This window comes from Pseudomonas asplenii (genome assembly GCF_001293465.1).
In the GTDB taxonomy this organism is placed as follows: Bacteria; Pseudomonadota; Gammaproteobacteria; order Pseudomonadales; family Pseudomonadaceae; genus Aquipseudomonas; species Aquipseudomonas fuscovaginae_B.
Map to the genome: position 1 here is coordinate 1 of NZ_JSYZ01000024.1, position 15,642 is coordinate 15,642.

Sequence of the window (15,642 nt, forward strand, 5' to 3'; positions counted from 1 at the left end):
GTGTAGAGGTCCTTGTTCTGCGAATACGCGGTAAGCGCGGCCTTGACCTGCATGTCGGCGAACAAGTCACCGGTACGCAAGGTCTTCTCCAACGCATCCAAAGCCGCTTTCGCCTTCTCCGGATCCGCTTCCTTGCTGATCGCCGCCTTCGCGTCCTTGATCTTTTTGGCCTTGGCCGGGTCCGTGGCCTCGACGTACTTCATGGCCAGGGCCATCGACGACTCAATCGTCGACATCCCTTTCTGGATGCCCGTGTTCAGGGAGGCCTGATAGTCGATGCCCGCATCCTTGTAGGCCTTGACCACATCACCCGCGCCGATCTTCTCGACCCAGTTCTTGAAGTTGTTCGCCGCCTCGTCCGAGCTGCCGGCGGTTTTCATCTGTACCTGCAGCATCGAGCCAAGCGACGTCACCGCGTCCAGGCCGGTGCTGCCGTTCTTCTCCATGCTCGCCAGCAACTGCGGGAACCATCGCGCCATGTCTGACGCCTCGAAACTACCGGCCTGGCCCTGGTATGCGATCGCTTCCAGCGCCTGCTGCATGACCTTCGGGTCGTTGATCTTGGCGTTCTGCTGCAGCGCCATGATCATCGACGCGGTGTCGACGCCGCTGGCTCCCTGACCGACTGCGAACTTCGCCGCGATCGGTGCGTAGGACAAGGCCTTGTCCAGCTCCATGCCGGCGCCGACGAGCTGGTTGACCAGGTCGGCCACATCGTTGCGAGACATGCCCGTTTCTTTCGACGTGTCGAGGACTGCCCGGGTCAGCTGCGCTTCCTCGGGCTTGTTCGCGACATCCGCCTTGATCGCGATGTCGCGGATGATCGCTTGATAGTCAGCACTGACCTTTGTTGGGATCGCGGCCATGCCAACGCCGACGACAGCAGCACCCACCGTCGACTTAAGCATGGACCTGCCCGAATCGATCTGCTGCCGTCCTTTCTGCTGCATCTCAGCCGCTTTCACCTCGCGGCCGAGGCGCTGGTACTCCCGCGACAGTCGCCCGACCTCAACACCCTGCCGCTTCAGGGCGTCCAGATTGCCCTCAAGCTTGCGCAACAGGCCGGCAGCAGACGCAGCTCCAGTGTCATGGGCCCGCTTCCACTCGTCACGCAGCTTGATCGTTTCGCCGATTGTGTTCTTCAACACCTTCGTCTTGCTGCCCGCGTCCTCGAGCTTTTTGATATGGCCCCGGGCAGTGCCAAAGGCGGCGCCGAGCGACGATGCCACCGCACCGCCAATTTCCAACGCAATCGCCAAACGCGCCATGCGTCACCTCCTACAGGCTCAATCCGTGAGCCACCAAATCATGTCGCTCCACGGCATCACCGAAATTTCGGCTGCCGAGAAGCCCAGCTCGGCGGCCAGCCGTTTGGCCAGCCGCTTTTGCGTGCCCGGGTCAAAGCTCGTCGTCTTGCACCAGGCGAAAATAGCCAGCCTGCAGACGGTTGTAGTCCTTCAGCGGGAGCGCTTCGAGATCCTTGACATGGATCTCAGTCAGCGAGGAAAACAGGTTCAGCTCGCGCACCTCGTCATCGCCATTGGCGGTGGCTTGGGCAGCACGCACGTCGCGTACGGTAGGGGCTCGCATCATCAGGGTATCGACCTTGATGCCATTGGCCTCGGCGGGCTTGCTCAGTTTCACAACAACGCGCTCGGCATCAATCTCCAGGTAGGAAGGTACTTTCTGGCTCATTGGATTGTTTCCTTATGGATTAGGTGGAGATGGTGGTTACAGGCCCAGTGCCTGACGCGTTGCCGCGAGTTGGTCGACACCGTTGATGGTGCGCTTCATACCCAGCGCATCGATCTCGTAGATCTCGCGACCGTCGACTTCGAGCCGGTAGTAGATGAGCGCCACCGAGTGCTTGATCTCGGCCTTGTCGCCAGGCTTCCAGTCGCCCATGTCGACCTCTTTCAGGGTTCCGCGCAGAGTCACAATCACCGGGGTGATCTTGCCCTTGAGTCCCTTGTAGGCACCCCGGAACGTGCCGTTGAAGGCCGAGCCATCGGCCAGGCCGAAGAACTTCAGCGACTCGCGCCGAACGCCGGTCGTTGTGAAGCCGGCCTCCTGTTTTTCCATGCCCATTTCCAGCTCGACCGGCACGTCCATGCCACCGGCCCGGTGTTCGTCCATCTTCAGGGTCAGTTTCGGCAGGGTCAGACTGGGTACATCGCCCTGGAAGCTGACACCGTCCACAAACAGGTTCAGGTTCGACAGGGTTTCGGGAATCATTGCCATGATGTGGTTAGCTCCTTAGGCGGCGGTATCGAGGACCTCGGTCAGCCACTGGTTCGTGACTTCGACGAGGAAGTTGGGGTTTTCGGCCGGCGGGACATCGGTAAAGCGAATGACCCAGTACACCTTGCCCTGTTCGAGCTGGGAGGCCGTGTTGCGATCCGGGTCGGCATAAACCTCGAAATTGATGATCGCGCCCTGGTTCTTCAGGTCGCGCATGAAGGCCTGCAGGCCCTCGGTCACGTCCTTGACGTAGGTGGCAGTGATCGATCGGTCGACTGCCCATTTGTGGCCGTACAGGATCGCGTCCATGACGATGTCCATGGTCCGAACGCGCGTGACAAACGCCCATTTCGGATCACTCGACAGCGTTCGGTTACCCCACAGGCGGTAGCCGTCATCACGAATGATCGTGGTGATGTTCGCGTTGTTCAGCAGGTTGGCCCGGCAGGTTTCATCGCCGTCGAGGAACTCGATCGGGCGAGTTGTGCCAGTGATGTCGGTGAACTCCTTGTTCGACGGCGATGCCCAGAAGCCGTACTCACTGTCAGTCCAGGCGAACAGCCCAGCGACCCAGGCCGAGGCTGGGGCATCAACCGTGGCACTGGCGGTGGGGTCCCAGTACTGAACACCGGGGTCTACCAGGTAGGCACGCTTGGCACCGAAGTTCTTGGCGTAGGCCTGTACTGCTTCGTCGGTGGTGTTTGGCCCGTCGAGGATCGCCAGGCCACGCAGCTTGTCTGCCAGCCCAACGAGGGCAGTGCCAACCGGCAGGGACGAACTGTGCTTCGGGGTGACCAGCAGCCGCGGCTGAGCGTTGAAGCGGCTTTTGCCATCGAGCAGCGCCTGCAGGCCTGTCCGCTTGCCGTCAGCCAGAACGCCGCCAATGATCGCCGAGGTCTGCTGGGCCGCGTCGGCGACCTTCGCCACGCCACAGGCGACGATGACCGCTTTCGCACGCTTGTAGATCGCCTGACAGGCCTTCGTGATCGCCGCGTCGGGGCCCCAGGCCGCGATCGCCTCGCTCTCGCGGGTGATCAGCACCAGGTCATTCGGCTGCGCGGTGTACTCCGGCGCCGGGGTGAAGGTATCGACAAGACCGATGATCGAGGACGACGGCAGCGAGATGGTCCGGCTGCCGGTGTCGACGTTCGTCACGGTAACGCCGTGGAAGAAACTCATAGTCACTCTCCAGAAATGAAAAAACCCCGCATATGCGAGGTTGTGTTGGGTACTGCAGCTAGAGGTTGGGGAGGCGCCCTAAGAACGCCGAACGGATAGTCAGAAAGCGGTCTTTACCGCCCGATCGCGAAATAGTTGATGTAGGCCGTAGGCACACTGACTATCGAGCCAATGTCATTCCGGTTTGCCATGAAACCCTGCAGGGTCGTTGCTGCAATCTGCGCCACAATCCCATCATTTGGGCGAGCCTGATCGTAGCCGTACGCCACTTGCAGGTTGAACAGCTCAGCCTTGAACGCAATCGGGAAAGACACCGAATACTCAATATCCCCTGTTGGGGTCGCAACGCGGCCCCACTGGAGAATCAGGCTCCCGAGCCAGCTCGGGAAAATCAGGTAACCATTGCGCGCCATGCTCACAGAGAAGCCCAGGCGCAGCCGCCGAAGGCTCAGCCACTTGCTCCCCTGCGCCTCGCCGGCAACCATTTCCGCCGCTGAAATTTCGCCGTTCAAGACAAAGTCCTGAACAGCCTTGTCATTCGCCGCCAGGGTATCGGCGCGACTCATTGCCCACCTCCAAGCGACTCAAGGAATTCCGGCGCTTGAGGCCGAGCAGACAGGTCTGGAAAAGCTGCCGACTGAGGCCAGTCGCGCAGCGCCTGCATGTAGACGAGCAGTTCCTGGAACTGGTCAGCACCCAGCGTCGTTTCCGCACCGATCTCGACTTGATCACGATGCCGATCGCGGTACCAGGCAACCGCCGACAGCTCGGCATCACGCCAGGCTCGCTCAACCACAGAGCGGTCAACTGGAGCCTCCTGAGCATCAACAAGATAAGGCAGCCCCTGCTCATCGTGAACCCGGACCTTGCCAGGCACTGGATTGCCGATTACCGCTGCATACAACTCGTCGGAGATCTCGACGGCATCGGCAGGAATACTACTGTGCAGGCCGACGATATACGTCGTCAGCATGCTTTTACTGTAAAGACGCTTCATACATGGACCCTGTTAGTAGCCAACGGCAAACCAACGCATGCCGTGAGTGTGAGTGGTTTGTAAGTTGCTCCCCGCCATCAGGCTGATCGCCGTTGCTGTGATCGCCTTCAGCACGCCGAAACTGTCTGCAGGACTTGCGGCCTGACCCGTCACCTGGCAGGTTGCGAACAGCGGCGCCCGTGGAAACGCAATCGGCAGCGCAACTGTTCCGTAGTCGAACTCTGAGAAACGTGCGGCCTCGGCGATGACGCCCCATTGAAACGTCAGCCCGCCGAGCCAAGTCGGGCACACAAGAAAACCATTGGCACCCCAGCTCACGTTAAATCCAAGCCTGAGCTTGCGCGGCGAGACTGCCGTTTTGTTATCGCTTCCCTCGACCACCTGATCGTCAGACGCGATCTTCAGGGTTCCTTGAATAGCCTCCGTGGCTTGCGCAGAGAGCGCAACGAGAGCCGCCACGTCGATGTTTCCCTGATTGACGGGGGCGTTCCAAGCCTTGATGCACCACATCACAGCCAAGTTACGCGGCCGGACCCCCGATGAGTCGAGAGAGAATTTCAGATCCACGTCACCGGAGCTGTTTGCATCACCCGTGTTCAGCCATGCCGTCTTGCTTCCATCAGCGGGCACAGTCACGCTGTACGGCGGGATAGTTCCAGCCGCCGACGAAATACGCGAGTCGATCCCGAGCACGGGCCCCGCAGCGGTCTGATAGCTACCAACACCACGACCGGTATCAATCCCCCGCCCATGGTCCCAGCCACGCAGGAACTCCCCGCGTGTGTCAGGCAGTCGGAAGTTACCTGCCCCCTCATTGCCGACGTTGAATGTTGTCCCGACGTACGCAGCGAGGTCCGGATACGCCGCAATGCTCCGAATGCTGCCATCCGTCTCGAGGAAGCCCGGCGGCACAACACCCGCAGGAAAAGGCAGCATCGACCCGACAGGCAGCGCCGAAGCAGTTTTCAACAGGGCATCGACTTCGGCCTTCGTGTAAGCCCCGGAAACCTTGAACGAGCCAAACACCAGGAACTCGACCGCTTCATCAATTTCACACGGGATGCCAAAAGTGACTTTCGTGAAATCCGCGTTCGAACTGAAGTCCCGAACCTCCCTACCATTTCGCAGCGCGATCACCGAAGCGCCGGCATGCGGAAATGCAAACTGCGACTGCCCGGCAGAGGCGGTAAACGAGAAGCGCTCGAAAGCCTTGCCCCCTCCCACACCACCACCGAGTTGGAACACAGCCCCATCGTAGTTCAGGTCATACAGGGCACCTGGCTTAATGTCCCCTGGGTCGAGATCAACCAGCCCCGAATCAGTTGCTTTCTTGATTGCCTTCGCCGCAAGCGTGCCGATCTTCGCTGTGACAGCACCCGGGTTGGCCAGCGCCGCGACGAACTGGAACCGCTGCCCCGCTGCCAACGCCGAAAGCTTCGGCTCACCGCTGACCATGGAAAAGGTCAGCGCGCCGGCAGTGCCACCTGCAGTTCCGAGCCAGGACAGCCGTCCAGCGTCCGCAGCGACCGAAGAACGCAGCAGGTACTGCGGGTGAGGATCTGCGGCATCGGTATGAGCCTTGAGCTGATTGCGCACATACAGCTCCGTTACCTCTCGCGCCTTGTCGACGTAATCACGGGTAGCCAGCACGATCGAAGGGTCAATCTTCAACGTGATGTTTGCGACGTTGCCGAACACAACATGCATACGGATCGTCTGCGTACGGCCCGACCCTTGCGTCAACAGCGGTTTATAGCTCGGCGCCGGCGCGGCCACGGCAATCATGTTGCCCGCAGAGTCTTCCAAACCCAGCTCGCGAATCCAGAAGCCGCCGACTTCCGGCGGTAGAACCGCCTCAGCTACCAACACCGCAGGATCTGCAGGCGACGGATAGAGAGCGTTCAACTGCATGCGATGGACCTGCCGTACCAGCGCTACCTGCGTCGGCTTCGGCGTTGGGTCCGGCGCCTGGCTCGGCTCTCCACCGGCATCACCGATCAACATAAAGCCGATATTCCAGGGAACGCCCAGTGCAGCGCTATTAGCCTGCTGGGCCACCCCGATATTGGTCAGGAACCCGCCAAATTGTGTGGTTGAATTAGCCATTCAAGTAGATATCCAGTGTGTCTTGTGTGTGATCGATCAGGCGGTTATGAGCGCCCACGCTGACTTCAATGTCGGCGGCCTCCCAGGGGTAGACATCCAGCACATCCCCGTCTGAAACGGGCACCCCCATGTAGGCAGGAACCCGCGCTTCAAGGCTGATATCGAGCCCCAACATGTGCCGACTAACGGGCTTGGCGTCATCTATGAGCCGTGTGAGTTCCAGGTAGGTCTGTTCATCGATACCTGAGTCTGAGACGCCCACACGCAGCGAGAAGGTCCCAGGGGCGCCAGCAGGCTCAAGCTCCCACCACTCATCAACCTCAATCAGGTAGCCGAATGGCTCGACCACCCTGCGCAGAGCGCCGATCGTTCCTTTGCGTGAGTGCACGAGGAAGGCAGATCGGCACACCGCCCGCTTGGTAGTCTCGGGCCACGCGTTATCCCAACGATCCACCGACCACGCCCACGCCAACTGGTGCAGCAAATGCGCCGGGCAGGTGTCGGGGTTGTACAAAGTGCGCAGGGGCACCTCGACGATCTCATGGGCGGCGGCCTCAATGGCACGCTCCAGTTCGGTGCTGTTGTTCGGCAGAAGACTGTCCATCAGCCCTCTCCCATCACAACGCTGAAGCCCGTGCAGAAAGCCGCCTGCGACCTGCTAGGCGTGATGTCCACCCAGTTGGCCAGCTCGACTTTACGCACACCGCTGATGTGCAACTGCGCGTCCACCGCCGAGCGCGACACCTCGACACCCAGCCGGCGCCGGGGGTTGATCCACGCCGCGAGGCGCCGCTGGCACTCGGCCAGGATCGCTTCGTTTTCGGATCCGGTACCGGCCATGTGCACAACGGCATCGATCCGGTACTGCAAGATCTCGGCGCTTTGCACCAACACCCTGTCGCCCAGCGGCCGGACATCCTCGTCGCTCAATGCCGCATGCACAGTGTCCAGTAGCGCCTGGCTGGCAGTACCCTCGCCGGCCAGGGCGAGCACCGTGACCACCACCACCGCCGGCGACGGGCTTTCCGCCTCGGCGTCAGCAACCTGCCCTGACGCATTTCGCGCATGCAGTTTGTAGCTGCTACGCGGCCCCGCTGTGGTCAGCCCTTCGTAGGCGAGCTGGATTCGCTCGCGTAGGGCATCGTCCTCCTCGAGGACCTCCTCCACGGGCGGCACCGCCGTCAGATCCTCGGCCTGAACGACCAAGCGCTGCAGACCGACATTCGCAGCAAGCTGATCAAGGTCGCGACCCCTGGCATAGGCCAGCAGCAACGACTTTGCCGCATCGTTGACCCGGGCCCGGTTGCCGACTTTGCGGTAGGCACCAACCTCAACCAGCTTGACGACCGGGTCACTCTCCAACTGAGCGGTCCAGTTTTCCCCCATATATGAGCGGAAGGTAGCGAGGTCAGCCTGATACACCTCTTCGAAGTCCAGGCTTTCAAGCACTTGCGGTGCAGGAAGCGTCGACAAATCAACAATACTCACGCGGCCACCTCCATCAGCAGACTATCGCCCCGGTACCGACCGGACAGCTCCAGCGAGATCCGGCCACCCAACACAGCAAGAACCCTCACCCTCTCCAGCTTGAAACGAGGCTCCCACCGTGCCAACGCCCGCGCGATCTCGGCCTGTACGGCGCTTTTCCAGCCATCGTTGACCGGCAGATCGACAAAGCGGCGAAGGTCGCAGCCGTACTCCGGGCGCTGCCGCCGGCTGCCGATCGGCGTCGTCACAATGTCCTCGACCGACTGGACCAGGTGTTCACGATCGGAAAGGGGCAAGCCGGTCCGGCGATCCATTCCGATCATGGCGATTACTCCTGCAAGGGTTCGAACTCGGGGTGGGCCTTGAGGAAGGCGTATTGATGGTCGTCGGCCGCGCTGACACGGCCACAGGCAACGGGGATGGTGCTGCCGTCGGACATGACGAGGGTCCGCGAGGTGTAGACCTTGTCGCGGAAGACGCGCACGGAGCCGATGGGGCTCGCAGCGCTGACAGTGTCAGGGGCCACTGCCTGGCCCTCTGCCGAATCGGGCGGCACAACGGGGCTCGATTTGCTCATGGGATGCTCCAGAAACGAAAAAGCCCGCACGCGGCGGGCTGGTTGATCGATAAGGGTTAGTGCTTGTGGTTAGGGCTGTTGCCCGTCGTGTCCATGATCGAGCCAGCGCTGGTGATGTTGCCGGTGGTGTTGAGCGTGCCATCGATCGTGACAGCGCCCACCAGACTGATCTTGCTCGAAAGCACGCGGATCTGAGCAGGCGTGACCTCGACCTGGGAGCCACCGACCTTGACCGTGACCGTGCCGGCCGGCAGCTCGATGGTGTAGCTGTTAGCCTGCCAGTCGTAGACTAGGCTGCCACCATCGTCGAATCGCCAGACCTCGACGTGGTCGCGGTTGTCGGCCTGCGGACCCGCCTTGCCGTACAGCCCTGGCACGAAGGTCCCTTGAGCCGGATCCCCGCTCGGGCTGAACAAGATACCCTCCTCATTCAGGCTTGGCGCCCGCCAGTGCCGGGCCTTGCCCGCCGCCTGCGAATGCCATTTCACCCAGGCGCTGGTCCAGCCGTCGCCATCGGAAACCCGCACTTTGCCAGCATCCAGATCGACCTCCACAACAAAGCAGGGAAGCACCAGGTCAGCGATCATCCGGTCATGCTGTGCAGAGGCGTAACTCATACAGGGGCCTCCAGCTCGACCGGGTTGCCGTCATCGCCGGACACCATGGGCTTACCGCCGGGCTCGATTGGCCACGGCCACTCCTCCTCGCCCAGGTAGATGATCTGGGTCCACTCAACCATCCAGACCGCGTAACCATCCAGCTCCGGACGGCTCCAGTCCTGGGCAGCACGAACAAACTTCGCCGGTTCGACAGCCAAGCCCCAGGTCTGCATACGCAACAGAATAGTGATCTGCGCCGCCGCGAATGCAGCCATGCGCAACGCATGCTCCTCCTCGCCGGCGACGATCACCCGAGCCTCGAAGCGCACATCCAGCCCCACCTCGCCGGTACCGGGGTCATGGCCCGGCTCCCACTCGGCCAGCTCGATGACAACACCCGGCAGAGGCACTCGATCGAGCTTGTCCGGCATAGTTCCCACATAGGCCAGCGCCGGTATAGCCTTGGCGATATGCGCTTCCATGGCCGCGTACAGATGGTCCAGCGGTATCGGATCATCGTCCATTACCAATTCTCCCCAAGAATTTCTGCAGTTCGTAGTTCAGCTCCTGCCTCATTACCTCCAGCAGCCGCTGATGGGCCCGATTGGTCCAGGACTCAAAATGCCGCCGGACGTCCTCAAGCGAGATCATCGCCTTGGCCAGGGGGAAGCGACCGCCGTTCTCGGCGATCCAGCCCGAACTGGCGCCACCGCCACCCGAGACATTGCTGTTCGGGTATTCGCTCTCCCTGAAGTGCTTGCTGGCCGTGCGGATCCAGATGTCGGCCTGACTGCCGTAGACCGCCTTGTAGAAGGCGCCCGCGTAACGGCGACCGGCCACAGACACACCCGCCCGGGTCTGCCGAGGCCGCCCTGCACGGCTCGCCGCAATCGGATCGAGGCCAAACCACAACCGGCCCTGACCGTTGCTGCCGACCGGATAGGCCCGCAAACGCTGCCGCACAGAGGCGACCGCGATACGCTCCTGCACCGCCACTGCCCGACCAACATGCGTCCGAAGCCAGCGCAACGTCTTGTTGATGGCCCGACGCTGGGCAGCAGCGATCGCCTTCGGCGCCAAGCCCGCGAACTCGTCAAACTGGGCGACCTGCTGGGGATTTGCCTGCAGGAAGATCATTCCCTCACCGGCCGTTTGCCGGTGATAGCTGCCTACGCTCATGCCGTCTTCCTCAGCACCAGCGCAACGAGCCCATCACCGCCGGGCTCGATGCTCGCGATTGTGTAGGTACCGCCGCCGTCCTCTGCCGGAAGATCGATCACAACCTTCTGCCGGGTCTCCACCCCCGCGTTGTCGCTCACCCGGATCACCAGGTGAGGCTCACGCAATGCGGTGGTGATGCGCCCCAGCTTGGGCTGCAGCCAAGGTGCGGAGAACATCCCGTGCACCTTTCGGCCCTCGATCCAGGCAGAGTCGCTCAACCGATCGAAGACGACGTCATCCACTCTGCTGATCAGGTCCCGGAAGCCCATGATCAGAGCTTCAGGTGAATGACTGCACGCGGACGGGTCACCAGGTGCAACGGGTTCGACTGTGCCTCACCCGCCATACCCTTCCGCATCGGCATCATCTCCAGCTGGCTGTAGTACGGCAGGCCTTCAGTGTTGACCGTGTCCATGTAGTCCGCCGGGGCGAACCGGGAGATAAACAGACCCGCGACACCTTCCGGCACCAGGCGTGCCTCGTCATCGGGAACAAAGGCGACACCACCAACCTTCCCGCGATAACGCTCCCAAACGATGCCACCGAACTCGAAGGATTCACGGCCATCAGCACGCAGCGAAGCCGCGTACTGGCTCCCCTCGTAGGTCTTGGCCACGCTTCGGTGGTCAATGAGCGCGCGCCAGAAGTTCTTCCCGCAGAAGGCTCGGGCCCCCGAACTGGCAACAGCCCCCAGCGCCTCCTCCTGCGCATCCAGCGCCTCGACGCACTTCACTCGGACCTTGGTTTCGGCATTAGCCAGCTCCATCTGGACCACGGCCGGCTGCAATCCGAAACGATCGAAGATGTTCAGCAACACCGTCGATCCATCAGAGTCCAGCACATACCCACTCAGCGCCCCCATGCGGTGAAACTCATGGGTTGCGTCGAGCTGACGCCGGGCCTTGGCCAGGCGCTTGTTGACCACGTCCTGCACTGCCTGCAGCTCCGTCTGCTGGCCGAATGCACGGATCCCCTGAATTTCATCTGCCAGAATGGTGAAGGTTTCCGGCAGATGCACGGTGTTGAAGGGCAGCAGGATCCGCTTGCTACCTTTCACTGCCAGGCCCGAGGTGCCACGCTCGCCAGCCGGAACCAGAGCGAGGGTGTCGCCGTCCTTTTCCACCTGCACCGTCAGCGTGTTAACGCCCTCCTCTTCAAACAGCCCCAGAGCTGCCAGCCGGCCGGGGACGAAGGGTTGTTCGTTGATAGCTGCCGTGAGCGCAGGCACCGTGAATACGTCGTTTTCAAAAATTTCGATGTCAGCCATGAAGGCCCTCCAGAAATGCAAAACCCCGCTCTAGGCGGGGTTGAATGAATGCTGTTCGACTCAGCGAACGATGATGAAATGAGCGGCGAGGGCCTTCTCGCCGTCGTGATCCAAACCTGCGAGGAGATCGCCCACCACCTCGGCGAGCCGGGCAACAGCGCGGCCTCGACGTTGTTCCTCGGATGCCGCCACCCCAGCGAACAGAATGCACTTGGCCTGCTCGCTGCCGTCTTCCGCCGTCGACGAGTACGGCGCGAACAGGCCGGTGGCAGTGATCTGGCCCAGCACCTGGCCTGCTGGAAGCGCTGCGCCCGGTACCAAATCGATCGCCTCGCGGGAGATCTTCCCTGCGCCTTCAGACAGGAGGAACTCACCGGCATGTACCGGCTCAACGTAGTTTTTGCTCATGCTCAGGCTCCTTTGCCAGAGTGCTGTTGGGCGGCCTGCCGACGGGCCGCGTAGGTGTTGTTCGGTGCCGGCATCTTGGACGGCACCGTTTCCGGGGCATCCCCGGCCGGTGGCAGGCTGTTGTCGATCTCGAACCCCTTGCCAGAGCCGACCAGCGTGTCGAACAACCGAGCCCGAACCGCATCAGTGTCCAGACCATCGGTGATGAACTTGGCGGCAAGCTCTGGCAGTCGGGCTGCCGCGCAGAGGTCGCGAACGCCCTTCGCCCGGGTCAGTGCAGCCTGCACGGTGGCCACATCGGCCAGCTTGGTGGATGCAATCAGCGGCTCGACCAGATTGCTGATACCGGCCTCGCCACACGCCTTGGTGATCATCAAGGCCAGTTGGGCCGCGTCGGCAACTGCTGGGGGCAGCGGGGCTGGATTGCTAGGAGCAGGCGGGACATCCTCGACGGGCGTCGGCTGGCTGGCCTTCAACTGATCGAGAAGCGCCTGCGGTGTCTGTCGGTAACGCTTCATCGCAGCCCCCTGCCCGAGGCAGGCTTTGACCTCGACACCGTTACCAACCTCGTCGGCCAGCCCCAAGACGAGGGCCTCCTGAGCCGTCAACCAGGTCTCATCGTTGACCATGCGCCGCAGCTCGGCGTCGTCGATGTCCGGCGCCTTAGCCTTGTAGGCGGCGATGATGGCCTCGAATGTCTGATCGAGAACATCGGCAACACGCCGGAGATCCTCGGCATCGCCACTGGTCCAGGTCCAGGGGTTGTGGACCATGAGCATGGCATTGGAGGCCATCACCAGGCGGTGGGCACCGCAGGCAGCGACACTCCCCGCGCTGGCCGCCAGGGCATCGACTCGGGCCGTACATCGTTCGCCCAGTCGGCTCAAGGCGTTGTGAATGGCCAGGCCGTCGAACAGATCACCGCCGATGGTGTTGAAAGCCACCACCACCGGGGAAACGCCGTCGTCGACGGCCTTGAGATCCTGAATGAACTGGTTGGCCGTAATGCCCCACCCGCCGATCTCACCGTAGATGTAGATCTCGATGGGCCTCTGCTCGGCCTCTGCGGCCGCGCTGATCTGGTACCAGTGCTGATCGTTGACCTGCTGCGCAGTGGCAGCCATGTTGAAGATGCGAAATGGCATCAGTGGTTTCATGGTTTCTCCTTCTCGTCGGGATCCTCATCGACTGCCGACAAGGTGCTGTACTTGAGGCCCAGTTCCTTCATCCGGGCGATATCGGCGGCGTTCTCCTCGTCCACGATCTCGGCATCGGTACCACCACGCAGGCAGACCTCGCTGCGTGAGGCGAACCCTGCAACGATCTCCATCGAGCGAGACTGAACGTCCTGAACCGGGTGGATGTAGGCCCAGCCCTGCGGTACCCAGCGTGTCCGCTGGTAATCGCGGCGCCGCAAGGCGTAGTCCGGCAGGTCCAGCGCGCCGGCCAGCACGGCCATGTCCATCCAGGCCGACCGCACCGGGCGGCACAGCTGGTGGACGTACACTTGAAACTGCAACTGCTCCAGGCGACGGCGGAACTCGGTGAGTACCACCCGGATCGCCCGGTCGTTCACGTCGCGCATGTCACCGGTCATCAGCTCGTAGGGGAGCCCTGCCCCGGCGGCGGCAGCCATCAGTTGCTGCCGCATGAAGTCGGGGTAGTTGTTGCCGCCATCAGGCGGATCGGAGAACTCGACCTGCTCGCCTGGGCCCAGCTCCTGCACCGTCCCTGGCTCCAGACCGACCATCGGCGTGAAGCCATCACCGTCGGTTGTGATCAACTGGCCGGTGACTGGATCGATCCTCGGCGGGCCTTCCGGTGCGGGCTTGTGAACAAAGCCGGTGAAGAGGTTGGCTACCTCCTGCCGGAACAGCACCGCATCGTCGAAGTTGTCCAGGCTGCGCAGCCGCTTGAGGACCGGAGCCAGACGCGGAACACCGCGCAGTTGGCCGGGTTCCAGCGGCTCGAAGATGTGCAGCATCTGTTCGGCCGGGATGCGCACCAGCGGGTTGTACCCCGCATTGAGCGAGGCCTTGTCGCTGGGGTGGTTGCGATAGCACCAGTAGGCCACCCGCTTGCCCAGGCCATTGAACTCGACCCCCGCCCGGATGACGTTGCCGAAGCGGGTCACCTCGAACTTGTCGTGGGGCACGAACTCCGGCGCCAGGCACTGAAGCTGCAGAGGCACCGCGTAGCCATCCTCCAGCCGCCGAGGCCGCAACCGGACGAAACACTCCCCGGACTGCTCAACGGTGCGCGCTATGAGGGCCTGCTGGCCGTAGAAGTCGGTAAGCTCATCAGCATCCGCCTCATCAACCCAGTCCTCCCACAGCTCCTGCATGACCTTGCGCAACGCCTTGTCGAGCGTTCGCGGATGCGGCGTGATACCGGTGCCGATCAGGTTGCTGACCCGCTTGTCGATCGCGTTGAACGCATACGGGTCGTTGCGAACAGCGGCCCGTGAACGTGAGCGCAGGTTGCGCAATGCCGGCATGATCAGGCTGTTCACGCCCGTGTCCGGGGCATCCCAGGACGATGAGCGCCGTCCCTCGGCGGCGCCTTCGTAACTGGCCTTGATGCGTTCAGGTACCAGAAGCCCCGAACGCGGGAGGGACAGATAACGTCCGCTCAAAGCCCTTTCCCCCCATGGTAAAGACGGGTCACGCGGGAACGGGGCCCTGCCGCCCTGGCCAGATCGGTACGGATCAGGTCACGGGCCCGGATCAGTTCATCAACCGTCCGGTACTCAATGTTACGATCGGCGTACCGCACAGTCTTTTCGCCCTGCGCGATCGCCAGCTCGACAGCGTCGAGGTGTGCTTGTGTGTAAGCCATATCAGCGTCTCTTCAGGTAGCCGCTGCTGGAGCTGCGGCGTTGCGGTGGTGGCGCACTACGCGGCGGAGCCGGAGGTGGCGGCGGCGGTCGTGGTGCTGGAGGCGGTGCAGAAGGCGTTGAATCCTGATCCGTGTCCAAATCTGGTTCGTCATCAGGCTCGGCAACAGCGTCGGCCTGCTGTGGCGTTTTCGGCGGTGGCTGATCGAACAGCCCCGCCTGTGCCAGCGCCTGGCGGGCACGCTCCCAGTCGACCTCGTGATAGCGGTTGATGCCCAAGTAATGGGCCATCGCCAGGTTGTACACCTGCAGGTCGAGCGCCTCGTTGCGTTCGCCCTTGCCCTTGGTCCACTCGATGCGCTTGTGGCCACGCACATAGCGGGCAACCTTGCGCTCGGCCACGCACTGATCGAAGAAGTCATCAGGCATGTCGCTTGGGAAGTGCACGGCGCCGGGCCCGCTCTCGAACTGGTACCGGTTGTAGATCCAGTCCTTCGCGGTGTCGGTACCGACAAACCACAGCTCAGCACCGTTGCGCTCCGTCTGGCCCTTCCATGTCACATCGACCATTGATGGACGCTGGGCAATCACTGGCCGGCCGGGCTTACTCGCCCCCTTGAGAGCGAAGACGTTGCGCCAACGGCGCAGGCGGCAGAACTGGTACACCTCGTCAGTGTGGTGACCACCGGAGTCGACACCCGTCGCGAGGATCGCCAGGCCAAC

21 protein-coding genes are annotated in these 15,642 nt (G+C 62.3%); all 21 read right to left on the reverse strand.

The genetic code is table 11. The features are described 5' to 3' along the window. Positions 1 to 1,268 (reverse strand): phage tail tape measure protein (locus PF66_RS26535; protein ID WP_160320670.1); only part of this gene is annotated, 1,268 nt, incomplete at its 3' end. 130 nt (positions 1,269 to 1,398) lie between these two features. Further along, positions 1,399 to 1,695 (reverse strand): phage tail assembly protein, encoded by a 297-nt coding sequence (locus tag PF66_RS26540; RefSeq protein WP_054064289.1) that lies wholly within the window; start codon positions 1,693 to 1,695, stop codon positions 1,399 to 1,401. Positions 1,696 to 1,731: 36 nt separating this feature from the next. Then, positions 1,732 to 2,241: a phage major tail tube protein gene (locus PF66_RS26545; protein ID WP_054064290.1), complete on the reverse strand. Its 510-nt coding sequence runs from the start codon at positions 2,239 to 2,241 to the stop codon at positions 1,732 to 1,734. A gap of 15 nt (positions 2,242 to 2,256) precedes the next feature. Next, a complete protein-coding gene (locus PF66_RS26550) occupies positions 2,257 to 3,420 on the reverse strand; it encodes a phage tail sheath subtilisin-like domain-containing protein (RefSeq protein WP_054064291.1) in 1,164 nt (387 codons plus the stop codon). Positions 3,421 to 3,533: 113 nt separating this feature from the next. Continuing rightward, the gene (locus PF66_RS26555; RefSeq protein ID WP_054064292.1) at positions 3,534 to 3,986 is read right to left on the reverse strand and encodes a gp53-like domain-containing protein; all 453 of its coding nucleotides are present in this window, start codon (positions 3,984 to 3,986) and stop codon (positions 3,534 to 3,536) included. Next, entirely contained in the window at positions 3,983 to 4,417 is a 435-nt protein-coding gene (locus tag PF66_RS26560; RefSeq protein WP_054064293.1) for a phage tail assembly chaperone, read from the reverse strand. The genes PF66_RS26555 and PF66_RS26560 overlap by 4 nt, the downstream gene beginning before the upstream one ends. A 12-nt stretch (positions 4,418 to 4,429) precedes the next feature. After that, the gene (locus tag PF66_RS26565; RefSeq protein ID WP_054064294.1) at positions 4,430 to 6,523 is read right to left on the reverse strand and encodes a phage tail protein; all 2,094 of its coding nucleotides are present in this window, start codon (positions 6,521 to 6,523) and stop codon (positions 4,430 to 4,432) included. Next, a complete protein-coding gene (locus PF66_RS26570) occupies positions 6,516 to 7,127 on the reverse strand; it encodes a phage tail protein I (RefSeq protein ID WP_054064295.1) in 612 nt (203 codons plus the stop codon). The genes PF66_RS26565 and PF66_RS26570 overlap by 8 nt, the downstream gene beginning before the upstream one ends. Next, positions 7,127 to 8,011 carry a baseplate assembly protein gene (locus tag PF66_RS26575; protein WP_054064296.1) on the reverse strand — a complete coding sequence of 295 codons (885 nt, stop codon included), beginning with the start codon at positions 8,009 to 8,011 and terminating at the stop codon, positions 7,127 to 7,129. The genes PF66_RS26570 and PF66_RS26575 overlap by 1 nt, the downstream gene beginning before the upstream one ends. Beyond that, entirely contained in the window at positions 8,008 to 8,334 is a 327-nt protein-coding gene (locus PF66_RS26580) for a GPW/gp25 family protein (protein ID WP_054064297.1), read from the reverse strand. The genes PF66_RS26575 and PF66_RS26580 overlap by 4 nt, the downstream gene beginning before the upstream one ends. A gap of 5 nt (positions 8,335 to 8,339) precedes the next feature. Then, complete coding sequence (locus tag PF66_RS26585; protein WP_054064298.1) at positions 8,340 to 8,588, reverse strand: hypothetical protein; 249 nt, start codon at positions 8,586 to 8,588, stop codon at positions 8,340 to 8,342. Between the two features lie 56 nt (positions 8,589 to 8,644). Then, positions 8,645 to 9,205, reverse strand: a complete 561-nt coding sequence (locus PF66_RS26590) for a phage baseplate assembly protein V (RefSeq protein WP_054064299.1) — start codon at positions 9,203 to 9,205, stop codon at positions 8,645 to 8,647. Then, positions 9,202 to 9,711 (reverse strand): hypothetical protein, encoded by a 510-nt coding sequence (locus PF66_RS26595; protein WP_054064300.1) that lies wholly within the window; start codon positions 9,709 to 9,711, stop codon positions 9,202 to 9,204. Before PF66_RS26595 ends, PF66_RS26590 begins: the two co-directional genes overlap by 4 nt. Next, positions 9,701 to 10,366: a hypothetical protein gene (locus PF66_RS26600; RefSeq protein WP_054064301.1), complete on the reverse strand. Its 666-nt coding sequence runs from the start codon at positions 10,364 to 10,366 to the stop codon at positions 9,701 to 9,703. Before PF66_RS26600 ends, PF66_RS26595 begins: the two co-directional genes overlap by 11 nt. Then, complete coding sequence (locus PF66_RS26605; RefSeq protein ID WP_054064302.1) at positions 10,363 to 10,677, reverse strand: head-tail joining protein; 315 nt, start codon at positions 10,675 to 10,677, stop codon at positions 10,363 to 10,365. Before PF66_RS26605 ends, PF66_RS26600 begins: the two co-directional genes overlap by 4 nt. A gap of 2 nt (positions 10,678 to 10,679) precedes the next feature. After that, positions 10,680 to 11,675, reverse strand: coding sequence for a major capsid protein (locus PF66_RS26610; protein ID WP_054064303.1), 996 nt, complete (start codon positions 11,673 to 11,675; stop codon positions 10,680 to 10,682). 60 nt (positions 11,676 to 11,735) lie between these two features. Continuing rightward, a complete protein-coding gene (locus PF66_RS26615; protein ID WP_054064304.1) occupies positions 11,736 to 12,083 on the reverse strand; it encodes a head decoration protein in 348 nt (115 codons plus the stop codon). Positions 12,084 to 12,085: 2 nt separating this feature from the next. Continuing rightward, a complete protein-coding gene (locus tag PF66_RS26620; protein ID WP_054064305.1) occupies positions 12,086 to 13,240 on the reverse strand; it encodes a head maturation protease, ClpP-related in 1,155 nt (384 codons plus the stop codon). Continuing rightward, complete coding sequence (locus tag PF66_RS26625; RefSeq protein WP_054064306.1) at positions 13,237 to 14,718, reverse strand: phage portal protein; 1,482 nt, start codon at positions 14,716 to 14,718, stop codon at positions 13,237 to 13,239. Before PF66_RS26625 ends, PF66_RS26620 begins: the two co-directional genes overlap by 4 nt. After that, positions 14,715 to 14,921, reverse strand: coding sequence for a phage head-tail joining protein (locus PF66_RS26630; RefSeq protein WP_017127906.1), 207 nt, complete (start codon positions 14,919 to 14,921; stop codon positions 14,715 to 14,717). Before PF66_RS26630 ends, PF66_RS26625 begins: the two co-directional genes overlap by 4 nt. Before the next feature lies 1 nt (position 14,922). Continuing rightward, the coding region (locus PF66_RS26635) for a terminase gpA endonuclease subunit (protein ID WP_193394235.1) at positions 14,923 to 15,642 on the reverse strand (720 nt) is incomplete at its 5' end.

Bases quoted from the DNA above. Each gene is read 5' to 3' on its own strand.
- PF66_RS26610 (WP_054064303.1), bottom strand. From the start codon at position 11,675: ATGGCTGACATCGAAATTTTTGAAAACGACGTATTCACGGTGCCTGCG.
- PF66_RS26600 (WP_054064301.1), bottom strand. From the start codon at position 10,366: ATGAGCGTAGGCAGCTATCACCGGCAAACGGCCGGTGAGGGAATGATC.
- PF66_RS26565 (WP_054064294.1), bottom strand. From the start codon at position 6,523: ATGGCTAATTCAACCACACAATTTGGCGGGTTCCTGACCAATATCGGG.
- PF66_RS26570 (WP_054064295.1), bottom strand. From the start codon at position 7,127: ATGGACAGTCTTCTGCCGAACAACAGCACCGAACTGGAGCGTGCCATT.
- PF66_RS26615 (WP_054064304.1), bottom strand. From the start codon at position 12,083: ATGAGCAAAAACTACGTTGAGCCGGTACATGCCGGTGAGTTCCTCCTG.
- PF66_RS26620 (WP_054064305.1), bottom strand. From the start codon at position 13,240: ATGAAACCACTGATGCCATTTCGCATCTTCAACATGGCTGCCACTGCG.
- PF66_RS26630 (WP_017127906.1), bottom strand. From the start codon at position 14,921: ATGGCTTACACACAAGCACACCTCGACGCTGTCGAGCTGGCGATCGCG.
- PF66_RS26555 (WP_054064292.1), bottom strand. From the start codon at position 3,986: ATGAGTCGCGCCGATACCCTGGCGGCGAATGACAAGGCTGTTCAGGAC.
- PF66_RS26585 (WP_054064298.1), bottom strand. From the start codon at position 8,588: ATGAGCAAATCGAGCCCCGTTGTGCCGCCCGATTCGGCAGAGGGCCAG.
- PF66_RS26560 (WP_054064293.1), bottom strand. From the start codon at position 4,417: ATGAAGCGTCTTTACAGTAAAAGCATGCTGACGACGTATATCGTCGGC.
- PF66_RS26590 (WP_054064299.1), bottom strand. From the start codon at position 9,205: ATGAGTTACGCCTCTGCACAGCATGACCGGATGATCGCTGACCTGGTG.
- PF66_RS26550 (WP_054064291.1), bottom strand. From the start codon at position 3,420: ATGAGTTTCTTCCACGGCGTTACCGTGACGAACGTCGACACCGGCAGC.
- PF66_RS26545 (WP_054064290.1), bottom strand. From the start codon at position 2,241: ATGGCAATGATTCCCGAAACCCTGTCGAACCTGAACCTGTTTGTGGAC.
- PF66_RS26580 (WP_054064297.1), bottom strand. From the start codon at position 8,334: ATGATCGGAATGGATCGCCGGACCGGCTTGCCCCTTTCCGATCGTGAA.
- PF66_RS26540 (WP_054064289.1), bottom strand. From the start codon at position 1,695: ATGAGCCAGAAAGTACCTTCCTACCTGGAGATTGATGCCGAGCGCGTT.
- PF66_RS26595 (WP_054064300.1), bottom strand. From the start codon at position 9,711: ATGGACGATGATCCGATACCGCTGGACCATCTGTACGCGGCCATGGAA.
- PF66_RS26605 (WP_054064302.1), bottom strand. From the start codon at position 10,677: ATGGGCTTCCGGGACCTGATCAGCAGAGTGGATGACGTCGTCTTCGAT.